The sequence below is a fragment of the Plantactinospora endophytica genome, from assembly GCF_016862915.1.
Classification (GTDB): domain Bacteria; phylum Actinomycetota; class Actinomycetes; order Mycobacteriales; family Micromonosporaceae; genus Plantactinospora; species Plantactinospora endophytica.
The window spans coordinates 398,986-417,566 of the sequence record NZ_BONW01000028.1; the positions used below are offsets into that span (position 1 = coordinate 398,986).

The window sequence follows — 18,581 nt, forward strand, 5'->3', positions numbered from 1 at the left end:
CCCCATCTCTCGTCACCAACGCCGGTGCAGCAGTCCGGGTGGTTGCTGGGCCGGCAACACCACCAGGAACGGTGTGTGCGCCGGACGGAACCCGGTGCCGGTGGCCACCGCCTGCCGGCCGCCCAGCCGGTCCTTCGGCAGCACCGGCAACTGGGCGGTGAAGCTGCCGTCGGCCGCCGGTCGTACCGGCGGGGCGGCGGCGGTGATCCCGAGGTCCCAGGAGAGTTGCACCGGCCGACCGGGCGGGAAGTCCACGCCCCGGATCGAGGCGACGAACCCGGGTGGCCCGATCGGCGGTACCGCCACGATCCGTGGCGCGAGCACCCGCAGCGGCCCGCGCGCGGTGTCGTTGTCCGGGTCGGCGTTGCCGCCGGTGGTGCTGACGGTGCCCCGGACGGTGCTGCGCAGTGCCGCGCCGGGGGAGAGCGTGCCGGCCACGGTGGCGGCGGCGCCCGGGGCGAGGTCCGGCACGGGGCAGCCGTCGGCCGGACAGTTGGCCAGGGGCCCGCCGACCGGTACGCCGGCGGGCAGGCCGGGCCGGACCCGTAGACCGGTCGCGGTCGTCCCACCGGCGTTGCGCACCGTGTACCTGACGGTGACGGTGCCGCCGACGTACCCCGGCTGCGGGTCGAGGGAGAGGGTCAGCGCCGGGTCGGCCGGACTGCCCGGCGGCGCGGGGACCACCCGTACCGTGGTCGCCACCCGGTTGTCCGACGGGTCCGTGTCGATCGGGTCGGCCTCGACCGTCCAGGTCAGTGCGAAGTCGCCCGGGGCGGTGCCCACCAGGTCGACCCCGATCTCGACGGTGCGTCCCACACCGATGCGGCCCAACGCGCAGTTCAGGGTGGCGGGTACGCACTCGCCGACCGGGGTGTCGAGGCCGGTCACGGTCAGCCCCGGTGGCACGTCGAGGCTGCCCCGGACGTCGTCGGCGGCGGTCGGCCCCTGGTCGGTGACGGCGAGCCGCAGCCTGGTCCGGCCGCCCACCGTGGTGGCGGGTGCGGGCGCCGACACGGCGGTGGCGACGTCGAAGCGGCGTTGCCAACTCGGTTCCTTCTGCCGTCCCGGCAGGTGCCCGGTCAGCGGCCGGACTCTGCCGTCGCCGAGGTCGTAGCTCCACAGCGCCTCGGGCGAGTTGTTGTCCTCGGCTCGTCGCGCCGAGAAGGCGAGCTGTTCGCCGTCCGGCGACCAGGCGACGTCCCGTGGCTGGTGCGGAGCGTCTTCGCGGTCCGGCACCGCAACGGCGCAGGACCCGCCGCCGGGCAGCAGCAGCCGGCACCGGTTGTCGGCCAGGTCGACCAGGACCAGGCCGTCGGCCTCCCGGTTGAAGACCAGCCGGGTACCGTCCGGGGAGAAGCCGGCGCTGTCGTCGACGACCGGGCAGCCGGTGCCGCAGATCTCCGCGGTCAGGTCCGTCTGGTCGAGTCCGTCCGTGGCGTTGGCGGTCCAGATGTGCGTCGACACGTCGCCCCGGTAGGTGCCCCGGGTGAAGGCGAGCCGGCTGCCGTCGGGCGACCAGGCCGGCTGGGTGTCGTCGAGTCCGGCCAGGGCGTCCGGGACCGGCAGTTCCAGCAGCAGCCGCCCGGTGTCGGCGTCGACCACCTCGATCCGGGACGGCGTGCGCGGCGCCTCGGCCCCGTCCCCGGGCGAGTTGCGGACCAGGGCGAGCCGGGTGCCGTCCGGCGACCAGGCCGGGTCCGTCTCCCGGTCACCGCGCCCCCGCCCGACGATCGGCAGCAGCCGTGGCCGGCCGCCGTCGGCGTCCACGAGCCAGATCCGTTCGGTCCGGACGCCGTCGACCGTCTCGAACCGGCTGACCGCGATCCTCTCCCCGTCGGGCGAGTACGCCTGCCGCTCGAACCACGGATCGCCGTCGACCGGCTCCCAGAGCAGTCGGGAGTCGGTGGCCGCCCCGGGATCCTCGCGCAGCACCGGTACCCGCAGGTCGCGCGGATCCACCCCGTCCGGACGGATGTCCTGGAGGGTGGCGGTGGTCCGGTCCGGGGCGCTGGTCCGGGCGACCAGCAGCGATTCGGTGTCGGCACCCGGGGCGGCGTACCAGGTGGGATGGCTGACGTCCCGGTCCTCGGCGAGCCGTGGCACCACGACGCACTCGCACGGATCGTCCCGGACCAGCACCGAGTAGAGCCGGTCGACGGTCCCGGTCGTCTCGCCGTCCGGCAGGGTACGGCTCACGAACGCCACGGTCGCCCCGTCGGCCGTCCACGCCGGCTGCCGGGCCTGCCAGCCGGGCAGCAGCATCCGGACCCGGCCGGTACCGTCCGGCGCGACCAGCCACACCTCGGGATCCGAGCTGGCCGGCCCGACCGTGTAGGCGAGGCGTGCGTGTGTCGGGTTCGGGTCCCAGGCCGGCTCGGCGGCCCCGGTCGGTTCGGCGGTGACCCGGGTGACCGACCCGCCGCCGACGGGCACCCGGTAGATCTGGGGGAGGGTGTCGGTGCCGCGTCGCCCCGCGAAGGCCAGCGTGCCACCGTCCGGCGACCAGGTCGGCCAGGTGTTGTCGCCGGTCCCGTCGGTCACCCGTCGGGTGTTGCCGCCGTCGACGTCGACGACGTAGATGTCCTGCCCGCCGTCGGCCCGGCCGGCGGCCGAGCTGTACGCGATCCGGGTGCCGTCCGGGGAGAGCACCGGCCGGCAGTCGTCGGCCGAGTTCCGGGTGACCCGACGCACCGGGCCGGCGCCCCGGCGCAGGTACACCTCGGTGGTGCGTTCGTCGCGTCGACTCACCCAGGTCGTCGCCGACCCGCGGGCCGAGATCTCGTCGTCGAAGTGGTCGGGTCCGGACTCGAAGAACGGGGCCGCGGTGGCCGCCGATCCCTCGCCCCGGACGATCCCGAGGCTGCGGTGCCCGGTGCCGGCGTACGCGATCCGCTGGCCCACCTCGGGGTTCGGCGCCGGGCCGGGCGCTGCCGTCGGGACTGGTGCGGGCGCGGCCCGGCCCTGGCCGACGAACCCGGCGGTGGGCGGCAGCGCGCCGACGAACAGTAGGGCCAGTACGGCGGGGATTCCGATTGAACGTCGCAAGTGGACCTCAACGGGCGTGCGGTGGATGGAGGTGACCGGCGGCCAGCCACCATCGTCCGGCGGTCTCCGGTCGGCCGGTGCGGACCGGAAGGCACCGTCGGGGGCAACGGTGCCGGCCCGTTCAGGCAGCCTGCCCGCGACGGGGCAGGTTCAACGTCGACGTGAAGGCCGACGGCGAGGCCCCGGTGGTCAGATCAACCCGTTGCGCAGGGCGTACGCGACGGCGTGCGCCCGGTTGCGCAGTTGCAGCCGGCTCGTGATGCCGTGCAGTACGTTCTTCACGGTCCGCTCGGAATAGGAGAGTTTGCTGGCGATCTCCCGGGTGTCGAACCCGTCCGCGACCAGCCGCAGCACGTCCACCTCCCGCGTGCTCAACCCGAGCAGGGTGAGACCGCGCGGTTCGAGTATCTGCCGCTGGAGTCGGCCCACCTGGGCCATCAGCCGACCGAGCAGGTCGGCGGGTAGCGCGCCCTCGCCACGGGCGACGGCCAGGACGATGTGGCTGAGCCGTTCCGCGCTCGCCTCGGCGCGCCGGACCACTCCCACCACGCCGTGTTCCACCGCGAGAGACAGCCCGGCATCGTCGATCCTGGCCGGTACCAGCACCAGTTTGGCCCGGCCGGCCCGGTGCAGTCGGCGTAGCAGCCGGGCCGCCGACTCGTCGAGGGCGTCGACGACCACCAGCGCGACACTCTCGGATGTCTCCTGGCCCGGCTCGACCACCCACAGGTCCGGCCGGGAACGGAGCTGACTCTCCACGCCCAACCGCGAGATCGGGTCCTCGGCGTGGACGCTTACCGTGACACGGTGCACAACAACCTCCCAGCACGGGTCGACGCCTCTGTCCGGGGCGTCCGGTCCGAACGGTGCCGCCGCGCCGCTGCGTACGGCGATACGGCGATACGGCGATACGGCGATACGGCGATACGGCAGAGGGTGCCGGACCGGACTTCGCGGGCACCTAACGCGGACCTAACGGGCAGCGGTTCTGCCCGCGCCGGTACCCCGGCGGCCGGTCCCGGCCGGTCCCGCCCCGCCTACGGTCGGGGACATGAGCATCTCGTTGGGCCTGGTGGAGACTCCGGCGGTGGTCGTGCCGGGCGAAAGCGTCGACATCCCGGTGACGGTCCGGAACTCGGGTGACGTCGTCGAGGGGTACGACCTCGACGTGGTCGGCATGCCGAGCACCTGGGCGACGTTCGACCCACCGAGGGTCTCCCTCTATCCCGGCGCGAGCCAGACCGTCACGCTCACCGTCCGGCCGCCCCGGTCCTCCGAGGTCCGCGCGGGTGAGCTGCCGTACGGCGTCCGGGTGGTGCCGTCCGAGGCGCCGCAGACCGCCACGGTCGAGGAAGCCGTGCTGACCATCGCGCCGTTCTCCGAGGTGACCGGGGAACTACGGCCGCAGGTGCGCCGGGCGCGGCTCGGCGCCCGCTACCGCCTCGTCGGACTCAACGGCGGCAACGTCGAGGAGACGCTGAGCGTCACCGCCGTCGACGGTGCCGAACAGCTACGCTTCGCGCCCCGGCCGAGGACGACGACCCTGGCGGCGGGCGAACGGTACGCGGCCGTGCTCGGCGTACGGGCCCGGCGGCTGCTCTGGCGGGGCACGCCGAGACATCTGCCGTTCCGGGCCGTGCTGGGCGATGCGACGGGCCGGGCCGTCACCCTGGACGGCACCCTGGTGCAGCAGCCTGTCCTCTCCGCCTGGCTGCTCAAACTGCTGGCGTTGCTGCTGGCGTTGCTGCTGCTTCTGCTCGCACTCTGGTTCGGGCTGCTGCGTCCGGCGGTGACGTCGGCGGCCCGGGAGGCCGTCGACGAGGGCGTGGCGCAGGTCGCGACCGAGGCTGAGGAGGCGGCGAGCGAGGCTGCCGGCGCGGCGGCGCGAGACGCCATCGAACAGGAACGCGCCGTGGCTCCCGCCGCACCGACGCCGCCGCCGGCGACCGGTGGTGGTGGCGACGGCGCCAGCCGGGGCGGGCAGTTCGCCACCGCGCTGGTACTGCGGACCAACCCCGGGGGTTCGGCGTCGCGCAGCTACACCGTGCCTCGCGGCCGGGTGCTCCTGATCACCGATTTCCTGGTCGACAACCCGCAGGGAGACACCGGGACGCTGACCGTCACCGCCGACGACGTCCGGGTGGTCACCTACGGGCTGGAGAACTTCCGTAACCAGGACTACCACTCGGTCACCCCGATCAGGGTGCCGGCCGGAGCCCGGGTGACCCTCACCGTCGTCTGCCGGCGACCGGGCACCCCAGTCGGCGCTCCCGCGCCGAGCACCTGCCAGGAGGGACTCTACCTCAACGGCACCCTCGCACGGTCCGCCGGGACGGGCTCCTGACGAGGCGTACCGGCCGCTGCGCTGGTCGGGAGGCCTGGCACCAGGGCGCGGCATCCATGCGCCTACCGGACATGTGGTCGAGCAGGTGCTCGACGAGTTGCGCGGCCGGGTCGGTGGCGACGTCCGGCGCGATTGTCGGGCGAATGCTCCTCGTCCGAGCGGGTGAGGGCTTCCGCACCGACGCTTCCGAGCAGGCGAGAGCTTCCGCACCGCCGCTCAGGAAATCGGCAGCGACGCGGTGTCCCGCGACGAGCCCTGGGTATACCGCCGCGTCGCGGAGACAGAGTGGGGTGGGAGGAGCCTGTCATGAGCACTGATCTCCACCACTGCGACGCGACCGAACTCGCCGACCTGATCCGTACGAAGAGAGTCTCCTCGGTGGAGGTGGTTCAGGCGCACCTGGACCGCATCGCGGCCGTCGATTCGAGGATCAACGCGGTCGTCACGCTCGCCGACGGCGCGCTCGACGCCGCGCGGGCGGCGGACGAGGCGGTCGCGGCGGGCGCGGAGGTGGGCCTCCTGCACGGCGTGCCGTTCACGGTCAAGGACTCGTTCGACACCGCCGGGGTGCTCACCCAGCGCGGTTCACCGATCTTCGCGGGGCGTATCCCGGACACGGACGCCACCAGCGTGGCACGCATGAAGCACGCCGGGGCGATCCTGCTGGCGAAGACAAACCTTCCCGAATTCGCGTACTGGATCGAGTCGGACAACCTTCTGACCGGCCGGACGAACAACCCCTGGGACCTCGACCGCAGTTCCGGCGGTTCGAGCGGCGGGGAGTCCGCGGCGATCGCGGCTGGGATGTCGCCGCTCGGAATCGCGAGCGACCTGTCCATCTCGGTACGCGGACCGGCGGCCGACACCGGTATCGCGGCTCTCAAGCCGACGCGCGGACGCATCCCGATGACGGGTGTCTGGCCGCGCGAGCCGCGTCGTGACTGGCACGTCGGTCCCATGGCCCGGACCGTCCGCGACCTCGCACTGGCGTACTCGTTGCTGGCCGGTCCTGACGGCGCCGACGGCCTCGCCACCGTCCCGCGCGACTTCGACGCCGGCCTGGGCAGCTCGCCGGACCGGCCCGTCCGTGTCGGCTGGCTCGTCGACTCGGGACTCGGTCCGATCGACGCGGAGGTTGCCGCGACGGTGCAGGCGGCCGCCAACGCGCTCCAGGGAGCGGGGCTGCGGGTCGACGCCGTGAGCATCCCGGCTCTCGAACGCGACAACCCACTCGAACTCTTCACCCGGCAACACGTGATGGAGATGAAACCCGCGATGCAGAAGGTCACCGCGGGGCACGAGGACCAGATGTTCACGTACTCGAAGACCATGGTCGGCACACCCGACACGTCCGTGCAGGACTACGTCCAGGCCGAGCAGGGCATCGAACGGCTCCGGGACGGCTTCGTCGAGTACTTCCAGCAGTACGACGCGCTGCTGCTCCCGGTGACGACGATCCCCGCGCACGCGCACGGGCTGAAGCAGATCACCCTCGACGGCCAGACGATGGACGCCTTCCACGTCATGTCGACAACCGTCCCGTTCAACCTGACCGGACTACCGGCCCTGTCCCTGCGGTTCGGCACGACCAGCGACGGCATGCCGATCGGTGTCCAGCTCGCGGCCAACTGGCACGCGGAGTCGACGATCCTCTACCTTGCCTCGCTGCTGGAATCGCTGAGCCCGGTCCGCAACCAGCACCCCGCCCTCTGACGTCCCGGCGGGCGCCTCCGCGTCGATGGCCGCCCCTCTTCCTGCTGTGACGTAGCGTCTTGCCGTGCGGGAACCTCGATCAACCGGGTGACCCGCCGGTCGTGGCGGCGGTGTCGGCGTAAAGCTGAGCGGTGGTGATGCGGCCGGCCGCGACCCCGAAGAGCCAGAGGTTCTGGAAGACGACCGTCCTGCCGGTCGCCTTCAGTACGGCCGTATTGGTGAGTCGGGCGATGACGTGGTCGTCGGCGGCGAGGACGTCGTCGACGGCGGTGTCGAACGACTTCCAGACGGCGCCACCGCCCGGGATCTTCGCGAAGAAGTCGTCGAAGGCTGCGGGGCCGGTGAACTCGCCGCCGTAGGGCAGCGTCGTGGGCAGGGTGAGGACGACGTCGTCGCGCAGCATCGGGAGGATGGGGCCACGATCGCGGTTCCGGAAGAGCTGTGTGACGGCGTACACCATTTCGGCGCGGGTGTACGTGTCACGCGTGCCCGGAGCCTTTGCTGTCGCTTCGAGCGATTCGGCGGCCGCGACGTCGGTGCCGATCACGCCGCCAGCGAAGGAGAAGTTTTCCGGGGGAACCACGGTCATGATGACGAACACGTCGGCGGGACGGACGCCCGCACGCTCTTCGAGCAGACGGACCAGCGTCTGGTAGAACCCGCGCTTGGCCCGCTCACCACGGTCCAGATCGTCGTCGATCGTGAACACGATCCAGTCATCGGAGCGTGGGCCGCCGCGGAAACCGCGGTTGAAGACCATCTCGCCCGGGTCGTGCTGGTGGATGAGCTGGAAGTTGTCATCGGGTTTCATGTTCAGCTCGGCGACCAGCGCGTCGTGCACGGACTGCGAGACGGCGGCGAGATACTGATCCGACTTGCCGCGGGCCAGCGAGATGTTGACGAAGGGCATCCGCGCTCCTCTCCGTGCCGGCGGTCTGGGCGGCGTCCCTTCAATCATGTCGAGCCGAGGCGCATTCCAGGTGGCAGTCCGGAAAGTAGATGAGTTGTCGAGTACTGGCTGGTATCCAGACAGATCGGCTCCTCACCCACCGGCTGGCCAACGTCCGCCACGCCGATCGCATCTACGTCCTACACCACGGCCGCCTCGTCGAGGCCGGTACCCACGACCACCTCATGACCGCGCGCGGCCGGTACGCCGAACTGTTCACTCTCCAAGCCGCCGGCTACGACACCACCGCGCCCGTCACGCCGTTGCCCCGACAGAGCACAACCGCCGGAGAGAGCACCCGATGACGACGTCGAATCCCACCACACCCGTTCCGCCCACTCTGGTGATCATCCGGGGAAACTCCGGCAGCGGAAAGTCCACGGCCGCCCGCGAGGCCCGGCGCCGCTTCGGACGCGGGGCTGCGGCGATTCGTTGAGCGCGTCCTGCCGGAGTTGCATCGTCGCGAACCTGGGACTACGTGGCCCAGAGGTCCAGGAGGAACCCGGCCGTCGTGAGGGCGAAGGCGATCGAGTAGAAAGCGGCCTTCCGTAGTCGGGTCAACAGGAAGGTCAGCAGCCGGGTCGCCGGAAGGGCGAGCAGGGTGATCAGGGCTGCCAGGACGAGCGCGACGATGACGAGCGAGCCGAGGAGCACCACGACGACCGGGCCGAGCAGGATTCCCCCGAGCACGATCCGTGGTCGTTCGGCGGGAGTGGCGGTCGGGCTGGTGGCCGCCAGGACGGTGACCACCAGCGAGAGAGCGATGAACAGCGGCCATCCCCATGGCTGGTCGGTCGCCCAGATGGTTGGCATCAGGACCGTTGCGTAGGTGCGGTACACCTCCCAGGGCAGGCCCAGCAGGCTGGCGACGAGGCCCAGGATGAGTAGGGCGAACCACCACTTGGCGGCGGTGACCACGGTCCGCTCCCACCAGGAACGCCACGGGATGCCGACAAGCCGGTCGCCGAAGGATCGGAACCGTTCGGGGCCGACGAGTTCGATGACGACCGTCAGGCCACCGATGTACTGCATCGCCTTGCCGATGCGACCCCAGACGACGATCGGCAGGCCGAACATGGACAGGCCCTGGATTGACTGGCCGGACCACCATTTGGACCACAGGTCCCAGAGATGCTCCACCGCGCGATGATAGTCACCACGCTGGCCGATGCCTTCGTCGTACCGGTCGGCGAGTGTCGGCCCGCCGCCACGCTGTCGGCGCGTACGACACCGACAGCGCGGGGGCGGGCCACAGGACCGTATCCGTACGGCCGCTGAGGCGGGTCAGATCCCATCCCAGAAGGTCAACCGGTGCGCGGCGGTCCGGTCGAATGGGCCTATCCTGTCGAGGTCCAGGCCCTGGACGTACGGGTGGTGCCGCCATGCCGGTAGTCCGTGGCCGTTCGGGTTACCCGTGGCGGCGAACCGTGCCCAGTAGCCGATCATCAGGTCGCCGAGTCGACGCTGCTGGTTGGTGAGCGGGGCGGACTCCCACGACGGGTCGAAGAGGAACGGCAGCTCCGAGCCGTGCGAAGCCAAGGGTTCCACCTGGTCGTCGGGGTACGGGAACAGTTGCGGCGCGGTCCGGTCGAGGAATTCGTAGGAGTAGACCGGTACGTGCCGGGCCAGCAGTTGATCGGTGTCCCGCGCCTGCCTCGCCCAGTCGAGGTCGCTCATCACGGCGGCAGCGGTCTGGATGGGTACGTCGCCGGGCGGGTAGGCGGCCAGGACGGCTGGTGCCCGTTCCCCGAAAATCTGGGTGAGGCCATCGACGTACTGCGCGGCGGTGAGGTTCGGGAACACCATCGATGCGAACATGGTGCCCTCGTCCCGGGTGATGCCGGACAGGATCGGCACCCGGTGGAAGCGTCCTTCGGCGAAGACATTTGCCGGGTTTTCCGGTAGCACGGTGTTGCCGTATCCGGGGAGCGGAAGTGCGGGCTGGGCGAGGAGTTCCAGAACCGACTTACCCCTGAGGCAGGAGACATCAGGGCATGACACCCGGTCGGCGATCATCTGCCCGTACCCCTCGTGAGCCGAGGCAGGGACCCAGAATGGTACGCCCAGGACCGGCGGCAGGTCGCCCTGGCTCCAACACGGGGCACTCTGCGTGATCGCGCGGTGGAACAGGCCGGCCGAGGCCGGGGAGGCGAGCTGGGCGCATACCGAGTGCGCGCCCGCTGACTCGCCAGCGAGCGTGACGTTGTTCGGATCACCGCCGAACGCGGACACGTTGCGCCGTACCCACCGCAGCGCCGCCTGCTGGTCCTCCACGCCGAACGCGCCGCCGTTCGACAGCTCAGGATGACCGAAGAAGCCGAAGATCCCGAGCCGGTAGTTGAGGGTAACCACGACGACGTCGCCGCGCGTGGCGAGGCGGATGGCGTCGTAGTCGCTGCCGGCACCCTTCGTCAGGCTGCCGCCGTGCAGCCAGACCAGCACCGGCTTGCGGCGGTGGGACGAGGCGCCACGCGGAGCGGTCACGTTGAGGTAGAGACAATCCTCGCTGTCGCTGGCCGGCAGGCCCCAGCCGTCAGCCGTCTGGGCGCACCGGTTGCCGGGCCGTGTCGCATCGCGGACGCCCGCCCACGGTTCGACGGGTTGCGGCGAGCGCCAGCGCAGCTCGCCGACAGGTGCGGCGGCGTAGGGAATGCCCTGGAAGAGCCGATGATCATGACGTACCGTGCCGGCTATCCAGCCCGCGTCGGTGTGCACATTGCCGGGCCCGGCGGCCGCGGGCGCGGGCAGCGCCAGGAGCGCGGCGACGGTCACGATCGTCGTCAGGATTCGCATGCGCTCAAGGTGTCATCCGACCAGCCACGGCCGGAACGAGGTTTCCTACCCAGCGAGGTGTACCTACCTCCACCCCCTGACGTCGTTGTCACGGCCAAGACGTGAGAAACGCACCACCACCGAGACGAGAGCTCGCATCAATGATCACCACCCCGGGTCTCCCGGCTGACCGAGTAGCGGCAGCCTGCCGATCCCAGGCCGGCGGCTGACCCGGTTCGCCGACCTGGTCGCTCCACGGCCTACACCGGGCGCACGCGGTCGAGGGCGTGGCGAGGGGATTCTGCGGTTCGACGGGGGTGTTCGAAAGTGTGTTGGTAGGGCTGTCCCCCTGCGCATCCGGGGGATGGTCGGATGTTCTTGTGTCGGGACCGCCGGCAGGCTTGACGCATGTCGATCTCCACCTCTCGTCGTGGTTTTGTCAGACTGGCCGGGGCTGCGCTCGCCGGTACGGCCGCTGTCGGCGTCGCCGGTGCCGCGCGTGCCGCCGACGCGACCGCCATCGGGCATCGGCGCATCTCCAGGGTCCGGATCCGGACCGCTGCCGGCACTTTCGGCGCTGTCGCTGCGGGACCACGGCACGGCAGGCCGGTGTTGCTGCTCCACGGGTTCCCGGAGTTCGGCATCGAATGGGAACGCCAGCTGATAGGACTCGCCGCAGCCGGCTACCGGGCGGTCGCGCCCGACCAACGTGGCTACTCCCCGGGCGTCCGGCCGGTCGGCGTCGGCAGGTACCGGCTCGATCACGCGGTCACGGATGTCGCCGCGATTGCCGACTCCCTCGGATGGCGACGGTTCGACCTGGTCGGACACGACTGGGGGGCAGCAGTCGGTTGGATCGCGGCAGCGCGGTACGCCCACCGGGTGCGTAGTTTCACCGCAGTCTCCGTACCGCATCTCGGCGCGTTCGCGGAGGCGTTGCGTGGAGACCCGGTACAGCGGGAGGCGTCGAAGTACATGGACCGATTCCGTCAGCCATCCCCGATCCCGGAGGACATGATCCTCGCGTCTGGCCCACCGCCGCTGCCCGGCGTTCCACCGGAGAAGTGTGCCGAGTACTTCCGGAGGCTCTCCGAACCGGGCGCCCTCACGGCGGCACTGAACTGGTACCGGGCCAACGACTTCGAGGGCTACCCGGAACCGGTGACAGTGCCCACCCTGTTCGTCGCAAGCACGCTCGATCCGTTCGTCGCCCCGTCCGGCGTGCACGCGACACACCGTTGGGTCACCGGACCGTACCGACTGGTCAACCTCGACGGCATCGGTCACCACATCCCGGAAGAGGTCCCCGAGACCATGACCACCCTGCTCCTGACCCACCTGGCCGGCGCCGGTTCGGCCCGTTGACGCCTTCCGACCCAGATCAACTTGCCCCCGGCCGCAGCTCTGGCTCCGACTCTGCCGTTTCTGACGGCCCCGGCTGCCAGCCTCAGGCGTCGATCAACCGGCGCATGGCCTCGTTCTCCGCACCCTGCTCGTTGACGACGTGTTTGGCCAGGTTGCGCACGTACGCGTTCCGCCCGGCGGAGACCGCACCCTTCGCCATCGCGATCGCGCCGAGATGGTGCTCGATCATCCGGGTCAGGTAGAGCCGGTCGGCGGCCGGTCCCTGTGCCGAGGCCAGTTCGGCGAGCTGTGCCTCGGTGAGCATGCCGTGTCCCTCGCGGGTGTGCACCCTGGCCGCCGCCGGATCGGCCGGGTCGACCCGAGGCTGGTCCCAGCTTTCCAACCAGGCGTTCATCTCGTCGATCTCACGCTGCTGGTCGCGGGCGATGAATTCGGCGATAGCGACCACCCTCGGCGACACCCCGGACTTGGTCAGCAGGTTCCGGCTCATCCGCACGGCCTGCGCGTGGTGCGGGATCATCATCCGGGCGAAGAGCAGATCCACCCCGTTGGGCGGGTTCGCCGACGACCCGCTTCCGGCGCCCCCCGGAGTACCGTCGGCCGCCGGCGCGTCGGACGGAGCCAGCGCCGGGCCGGACGCCGGCGCAGACGGGCCGGACGGGGACACCGACGGATCGGGCGGCGCCACCGCCGCCGGAGCCGGCGCGACCCGCTCCGGATCCGCGCCCCGACCACAACCGCCGCCCATCATGACCAGACCAGCCAGGGCGAGGGCCAGCATCCCGGTTGCCTTGCGCATGCTTCCTCCACAGTCTGCTCGGTTCGGAGATCGTCCCGATGGGTTGGCGGCCACCTCGGCGGAGCGGCCGGTGGTCCCGCCCACGCGGATCAGCGCGAGCGGGGCCACCGGGTCACTCGGTTCCGGGTACGGTCAGGGCCGGCCGTTGACGTCCAGACGGGACGCCGGCCCGATCGGGTTCGTCGCGGTGTAGTCGCGTGGCAGCAGGTCGAAGCCCTGCCAGTGCACCGGCATCGGGCTCTGGTCCTCGTCACGCGGCACATGGTGGTAGCCGACCCGGACCCACATCACCGGGTCGGTCAGCGACTCGCCGTTCGAGTAGTCGAGGATGCCCCGACCAGCACACTCAGGGTCGAGGTTGAACGTGGCGAACTTCTCGCACGGCTTGTACTGGGTGAACGTGACGTCCGGTTGGGTCTCCGGGTGCGCCTCGTACGCGTCGCTGGCACCCAGCTCCAACTCGTACGACCGGTTGTGGCCGTCGGAGTTCTTGCTGGTCGGGCTGACCACCCGCCACCAGCGGCGCAACGCGGTGTTGAGCGGGGCCTCGGTGGTGACGGCGGTCTTGGTGGTGCGGTAGATCGCCGCGCGGGTGCCGTTCTCACCGGTCGGTGCGGTGTCGTACTGCTCGACCTTCTCCTGGCCCCGTCCGCCGATGTTGAAATCGACCTTCCAGAAGGCGCTGTGGTAGTGGTTGGTGGCGAAGTCGGTCTGCCCCGCCCCGAGCGGCCAGCCGTCGTCGACCGTCGTGTAGTCGCGGGGCGCCAGGTCGCCGGTCGCACCGAGCCGGACCGCGATCGCACCGTCGTCCTGCAACCGGTACTCGGTGATGTACTCGTACCAGCCGACCTTGGCGATGGTCCGCAGGACCACGTCCTGGCCCTGCTGGGCGATCGGCTGCTCGGGCGTCTCGCCCTCCAACCGGTACGCCAGCCCGGTGTCCTCGACCTTCACGCACATCACCTTGGTCTCGGACTGGCCGTCGTCGGTCCAGACGCCTCGGCGGGAGCCGCCCTTGCAGTCCACCGCGGACATCTGCTGCAGGTAACGCCCGCCGAACCCGTACGAGGTGATGTCGTTCCACTCGTTCGCGCCCGAGTCGTACGGGACGTTGAGCTGGGCGATGGTGACCTGGTTGAGCACAGTGATCGGGTTGGCGTCCCGCTTGCCCTGGTAGGCCACCCGTTCCAGCACCAGACCGGTACGGTCGTCCATCCGCCAGCAGAGCTGCCACAGCGAACCGTTCGGCAGCTTCTGCTTGACCATCGCGTCGGCGTCGCAGTACGTCCAGCGTTCGTCGGCTCGTGCCGCCGGTGCCGCCGCGGCGGGTGCGCCGAGCAGGGTGACCGTGGTCACGGCGCCGAGCAGCGCCGTCAGCTTCCTGTTTCGCATCTGGGAACAGCCCTCCACTTACTTCAGGCGGGCGACGACGCGCCCGGAGAGGTCGACGACGATGTCGGAGATGTCGATGAACACGCCACCGGGCACCTGGGGCACGAGTTGCAGGCAGCGGTGCTTGCCGCACTGCTGCGCACCCTGGTCCGCCGGTGCGGCGACGTAGCTGGGCGTACTGAGCAGGACCTGCGTGACGTCGGTGATGTCGGCGCCGGTGGCCTTGCGGTACCGGGACTTGAAGTCGGCGCTCAGGTCGCTGGCCAGGAAGAGACGGAAGGCCTCGGTGCTTTCCCGAGCGCTCGCCGGGGGTTGGATTCCCGGTGCGGCGAAACTGTTCTCCAGCTTGCCGGTCTTCAGGTTGACCACCTGCTTGACCAGAGTGTTGTCGGTGTAGTTGTAGAAGTAGAAGGCGGCCCGTCGGGCACCGTCGGAGCGCTCGTCGACCAGTTCGGTGGAGAGGTATTCCGGACCTGCCGCACCGGTCACACCGGTGCCGGCGGCCAGCGCGCCTGCGGCGACCTGGCGGGCGGCGGCGCGTTCGTCCGGGGTGATGGGATCGCGACCGGTGCCCTTCGCCGGTGCCGGTCCGGGGGTGGGGTCGTCGATGGTGACCGGGCCGCTCTCCGTCTCGACCTGGGTCTGTCCGCTGGTCGGCCCGGTGGTTGCCGGTGGGGGAGTCGGTGCGGTCGCGGCGGCGCTGAGGGAGACTGCGGCGGTGGCCACCACCGCGGTCGTGACGGCGATGCCCAGGCCCCATCTGAGCCGTTGTGCTCGGTCTCGCCAGGGCGATCCGGGCTTCGCCGGATTCGCGGGTTCAACACGCTGCATAGACACTCCTGCGGGAAGCGTGGTTTCGATCTGCTGCGCCGGGGTCGGGCTCCGCGTCGAGCCGGCCTCCGTGACCAGGCGATCGCCGACCTGGTACGTCGTTCACCCTGCGGGGATCGAGCCGGGTACGGGTTGCGCGTCCATCAATTTCCGGCAATATGCCGCGACCTGGTGAACGCGAACGGGGCCGAGGCCTTTCTCATTCGATTCGCTCAGGCCGGTACAGCCCGGTAACAACGAAGAAACGAGTCGTACCTACTTTCAAGATCTCTGTAGGGGCGGCCGAGCCCACCGGCTTGTGAACGGGGATACGGTGAGCGCTCTCGACGACGCCATTGCCGGCGCGCTGGCCCGGCCGGCCCGCCCGCTCGGCCCGCCGCCGTCGGGCACCGGGCTGGACCGGCGTCGCCTGTCGGCGCTGCCGGTGGCCGCCCAGGCCGTGGCGAACGTCGCCCCCTCACCGGGCATGATGGCGGCCAGCGGGATGGTCGCCTGGCTCGGTGTGGCGGCTGTCCCGGTGTATCTGCTGGCCACGCTCGCCATGGTGCTGGTCGGGTCCTGTGTCGCCCAGTTCGCCCGACGGATGGCGGCGGCCGGTTCGCTCTACACCTTCGTCGCCAAGGGACTGACGCCCCGTACGGCGTTCCTCACCGGCTGCGCGCTGCTGCTGGCGTACCTGTCGCTGGTCGGTATGTGCCTGCTGGGAGCCTCCCGGCGGCTGGCGATGCTGCTTGCCGACGCGGGCCTGGTCTCCGTCGCCGAGCGGGAGCGGACGGTGTTGCTGCTGACGGTGCTGCTCGGCACGATCCTGACCACCTGCGTGGTACGCGGCATCCAGATCTCGGCGATGGTGACGCTCGCCCTGGAGGCCGCCTCGGTCTGCGTGGTACTCACGGCGCTCGCGGTCACCGCCTACTCGGGGGTGGGCATCGACGACACCCTGGCCGCCCCGGACCTGACCGCCAGCGCGGTCACCGGGGCGCTGATGATCGCGATCACCGGGTTGGTCGGTTTCGAGAGCGGTTGTGCGTTGAGCGTCGAGACCCGGCGGCCGTACGCGGTTGTTCCCCGGGTGATGTTCTGGACCCCGGCCGTCTGCGGTGCGCTCATGTTGGCCGCCGCCGGCCTGCACATCTACGGATTCAGCCGGCACCACGGCGGGTCCGCCGTGGACGGTTCGGCGCTGGCCGGGCCGGCGGTCGCGGAGGTCACGCCGCTGCTGCCGGTCCTGCTGCAACTGGGGCTGGTCTCGTCGCTGTTCGCCTGCGCGATGGCGTCGGCGAACGCGGGGGTCCGGGTGCTCTTCTCGATGGGCCGCGAGCAGGTCACGCCGCCGGTCTTCGGGCGTACCCACCCGCGCTACCGGACGCCGTACGTCGCGGCCGTGACGGTGATCCCGGCCGCCGTGCTCACGCCGGCCGCGCTCTGGCTGGCCGGTCTGCCGATCCGGTCCATCTCGACCGCCCTGTCCGTCCTCGCCACCCAGGGTTTCCTGCTCACGTACGTCCTGGTCTGCCTGGCCATGCCGGTGTTCCTACGCCGGATCGGTGAGCACACCCGATGGGCGAGCGTCGCCGGACTACTCGGTGCGGTGCTGCTCGCAGCCGTCTTCACCGGGTTCTGGATGGAGACCGTACGGGACGGCAGAGCCGTGCTGGTCGCCGTCTTCGCCGGTCTGCTCGCGCTCGGCCTGCTCTGGTTCGGTCGGGTACGCCGGCGGGTGCCGGACGTCGCCATCGGTTTCTTCGACGAGGCCACCGTCGAGGACATCCTGCCCGGCGCCTCGCCGGTCCGCCGGGGCTAGGCCGGCCCGATGACCAAGCCGCCGCGCCATCCACCGGCCGAGTTGGCGGGACGCCAACCGGCCGCCGTGGTCTCCGCGCTGACTGTGCTGGAGGAGGTTGCGCGGGCGGGCCCCGGAGTGACCGCGAAGGAGATCTCCACCGCGCTGGGCCTGCCACCCGCCACCACCTACCGGTTGGTGAACCTGTTGGTCGCGGAGGAGTACCTGGTCCGGCTCGCCGACCTGCGCGGGTTCGCGCTCGGCCGGAAGGTGGTCGAGTTGGCCGGCGCAGCCGCCCGGGAGGCGCTGCCGCCGGGGGTGCCGGAGGCGGTGACCGCCCTGCGTACCCGCGTACGCCTCGCCGTGCACCTGGTCCGCTACCGCGACGGGCGGCTGCGGCTGGTCGACCCGGATCCGGACCATCCGCCCTCGGCGGAGGCGCTGCTGGCCCGGCACCTGCACGCCTCGGCCGTGGGCAAGCTGCTGCTCGCCGAGCGGCGGGACCTGTTGCCGGTGTCGCTGGCCCGGTTCACCCCGGCCACCATCACCCGCCCGGACCTGCTCGACCTGGAATTGGCCGGGGTACGCAGCGAGCAGGCGGCCCGTCAGCTCGGCGAGTTGCGCCGGGACCGGGGTTGTCTGGCGTTCCCGGTCCGTGGCCGGGCCGGTGGCCTGCTCGCCGGTCTGGCCGTGAGCACCAGCCCGGACCGGGTCGGCCGGTTGGACCGGGCGGTCCTGCGACTGGTCGGCCGGTGTGTCGACGAGTTGGCCGACCTGCTGGCGCCCGACCCGACCTGATTCGGTCCATCCCAGTCGCGGTGGCGGGGATCGGGAATGCCGGGATGTGCTCGTCGAGGTGCCAGGGCGTGACGATCAGATCCCACGCGTCATCGGTGCTGTGTTCAGCCACGAGGTGTCTCTCTCGTCCCGGTGGGCGAGCAGGTAAGTCGGTACGCAAGGTCGGACCACAAGTCGGTATTCCCAGCCGTGCGCCGCTCGGTGATCCTTGATTCGGAACGGGCTGAGCGCCAGGTCTGGCAGCCGACCTCGCGCTATCGCCTCACGCGCGGTGTCTGGATCCAGGAGTGCTGCTCAACGACCAGTACTCGCGTCGGTAGAACACGAGTGGTGCGGCGCTGCGGAGATGGTGGAAGCAATGGACGAGGCCGATGATCAATTGGTGGTCGCCGGCGTTGTGGCTGGTGTGGAGGTCGCAGTCGAGGTAGGCGAGGGCGCCGTCGATGACAGGGGAGCCGGCTTCGGAGGTGTGCCAGCGGAGGTTGGCGAACTTGTCCGGGCCGGCGGTGGCCAGTGCGCGGCTGACGTCATCCTGGTCGGCGGCGAGGACGTTGACGCAGAAGGTGTGTCCGGCGCTGATGAGAGGCCAGCTGCTGGAGGTGTTGTTGACGCCGAACCCGATGAGGGGTGGGCGTAGTGAGATGGAGAAGAAGGAACCGACGACCAGGCCGACGGGGCGGTTGTCGCGGGTGGCGGTGACGGCGACGACGCCGGTGGGGATGTGCCCGAGCAGCAGGCGGAAGTCGTCCGTGGTCGCCGGTCCTTCATCATGTGGCACGGGTGGCACCTC

At 70.9% G+C, this 18,581-nt stretch carries 14 protein-coding genes and 1 pseudogene; 6 read left to right on the forward strand and 9 right to left on the reverse strand.

Going from position 1 to position 18,581, the window contains the following annotated elements:
• Positions 1–12: 12 nt before the first annotated feature.
• Complete coding sequence (locus Pen02_RS27640; protein WP_203869028.1) at positions 13–3,045, reverse strand: DUF11 domain-containing protein; 3,033 nt, start codon at positions 3,043–3,045, stop codon at positions 13–15.
• A gap of 189 nt (positions 3,046–3,234) precedes the next feature.
• Positions 3,235–3,858 (reverse strand): helix-turn-helix transcriptional regulator, encoded by a 624-nt coding sequence (locus tag Pen02_RS27645; RefSeq protein WP_203869029.1) that lies wholly within the window; start codon positions 3,856–3,858, stop codon positions 3,235–3,237.
• Positions 3,859–4,096: 238 nt separating this feature from the next.
• Between Pen02_RS27645 and Pen02_RS27650 the strand changes: the two genes are divergently transcribed.
• Complete coding sequence (locus Pen02_RS27650; protein ID WP_203869030.1) at positions 4,097–5,389, forward strand: COG1470 family protein; 1,293 nt, start codon at positions 4,097–4,099, stop codon at positions 5,387–5,389.
• Between the two features lie 306 nt (positions 5,390–5,695).
• The gene (locus Pen02_RS27655; protein ID WP_203869031.1) at positions 5,696–7,102 is read left to right on the forward strand and encodes an amidase; all 1,407 of its coding nucleotides are present in this window, start codon (positions 5,696–5,698) and stop codon (positions 7,100–7,102) included.
• A 79-nt stretch (positions 7,103–7,181) separates the two neighbouring features.
• Here Pen02_RS27655 and Pen02_RS27660 read toward each other — a convergent pair whose 3' ends face one another.
• Complete coding sequence (locus Pen02_RS27660) at positions 7,182–8,012, reverse strand: tautomerase family protein (RefSeq protein ID WP_203869032.1); 831 nt, start codon at positions 8,010–8,012, stop codon at positions 7,182–7,184.
• 128 nt (positions 8,013–8,140) lie between these two features.
• On the opposite strand from Pen02_RS27660, the pseudogene Pen02_RS27665 reads away from it, so the two are divergent.
• Positions 8,141–8,356, forward strand: a pseudogene (locus tag Pen02_RS27665) (ABC transporter ATP-binding protein); the annotation flags it as partial.
• Positions 8,357–8,525: 169 nt separating this feature from the next.
• Here the strand turns inward: Pen02_RS27665 and Pen02_RS27670 are convergent.
• Together Pen02_RS27670 and Pen02_RS27675 are read right to left on the reverse strand one after the other, a co-directional pair.
• The gene (locus Pen02_RS27670) at positions 8,526–9,191 is read right to left on the reverse strand and encodes a hypothetical protein (protein ID WP_203869033.1); all 666 of its coding nucleotides are present in this window, start codon (positions 9,189–9,191) and stop codon (positions 8,526–8,528) included.
• 144 nt (positions 9,192–9,335) lie between these two features.
• The gene (locus tag Pen02_RS27675) at positions 9,336–10,844 is read right to left on the reverse strand and encodes a carboxylesterase/lipase family protein (protein ID WP_203869034.1); all 1,509 of its coding nucleotides are present in this window, start codon (positions 10,842–10,844) and stop codon (positions 9,336–9,338) included.
• A gap of 588 nt (positions 10,845–11,432) precedes the next feature.
• On the opposite strand from Pen02_RS27675, the gene Pen02_RS27680 reads away from it, so the two are divergent.
• Positions 11,433–12,188, forward strand: a complete 756-nt coding sequence (locus Pen02_RS27680) for an alpha/beta fold hydrolase (RefSeq protein ID WP_275413613.1) — start codon at positions 11,433–11,435, stop codon at positions 12,186–12,188.
• An 82-nt stretch (positions 12,189–12,270) separates the two neighbouring features.
• On the opposite strand, the gene Pen02_RS27685 is transcribed toward Pen02_RS27680, so the two are convergent.
• From Pen02_RS27685 to Pen02_RS27695, 3 genes are all read right to left on the reverse strand, one after another.
• A complete protein-coding gene (locus Pen02_RS27685; protein WP_203869036.1) occupies positions 12,271–12,987 on the reverse strand; it encodes a DUF305 domain-containing protein in 717 nt (238 codons plus the stop codon).
• A gap of 132 nt (positions 12,988–13,119) precedes the next feature.
• The gene (locus tag Pen02_RS27690; protein ID WP_239141371.1) at positions 13,120–14,379 is read right to left on the reverse strand and encodes a copper amine oxidase; all 1,260 of its coding nucleotides are present in this window, start codon (positions 14,377–14,379) and stop codon (positions 13,120–13,122) included.
• Between the two features lie 18 nt (positions 14,380–14,397).
• Entirely contained in the window at positions 14,398–15,105 is a 708-nt protein-coding gene (locus tag Pen02_RS27695; protein ID WP_203869037.1) for a hypothetical protein, read from the reverse strand.
• Positions 15,106–15,523: 418 nt separating this feature from the next.
• On the opposite strand from Pen02_RS27695, the gene Pen02_RS27700 reads away from it, so the two are divergent.
• Together Pen02_RS27700 and Pen02_RS27705 are read left to right on the forward strand one after the other, a co-directional pair.
• A complete protein-coding gene (locus Pen02_RS27700) occupies positions 15,524–17,014 on the forward strand; it encodes an APC family permease (protein WP_203869038.1) in 1,491 nt (496 codons plus the stop codon).
• Between the two features lie 9 nt (positions 17,015–17,023).
• Positions 17,024–17,791, forward strand: a complete 768-nt coding sequence (locus Pen02_RS27705; protein ID WP_203869039.1) for an IclR family transcriptional regulator — start codon at positions 17,024–17,026, stop codon at positions 17,789–17,791.
• Positions 17,792–18,053: 262 nt separating this feature from the next.
• Here the strand turns inward: Pen02_RS27705 and Pen02_RS27710 are convergent, their stop codons facing one another.
• Positions 18,054–18,569 (reverse strand): flavin reductase family protein, encoded by a 516-nt coding sequence (locus Pen02_RS27710; RefSeq protein ID WP_203869040.1) that lies wholly within the window; start codon positions 18,567–18,569, stop codon positions 18,054–18,056.
• Positions 18,570–18,581: the final 12 nt, after the last annotated feature.

Coding starts and splice junctions, on each gene's coding strand:
- Pen02_RS27650 (WP_203869030.1), top strand. CDS start 4,097: ATGAGCATCTCGTTGGGCCTGGTGGAGACTCCGGCGGTGGTCGTGCCG.
- Pen02_RS27655 (WP_203869031.1), top strand. CDS start 5,696: ATGAGCACTGATCTCCACCACTGCGACGCGACCGAACTCGCCGACCTG.
- Pen02_RS27660 (WP_203869032.1), bottom strand. CDS start 8,012: ATGCCCTTCGTCAACATCTCGCTGGCCCGCGGCAAGTCGGATCAGTAT.
- Pen02_RS27675 (WP_203869034.1), bottom strand. CDS start 10,844: ATGCGAATCCTGACGACGATCGTGACCGTCGCCGCGCTCCTGGCGCTG.
- Pen02_RS27685 (WP_203869036.1), bottom strand. CDS start 12,987: ATGCGCAAGGCAACCGGGATGCTGGCCCTCGCCCTGGCTGGTCTGGTC.
- Pen02_RS27690 (WP_239141371.1), bottom strand. CDS start 14,379: ATGCGAAACAGGAAGCTGACGGCGCTGCTCGGCGCCGTGACCACGGTC.
- Pen02_RS27705 (WP_203869039.1), top strand. CDS start 17,024: ATGACCAAGCCGCCGCGCCATCCACCGGCCGAGTTGGCGGGACGCCAA.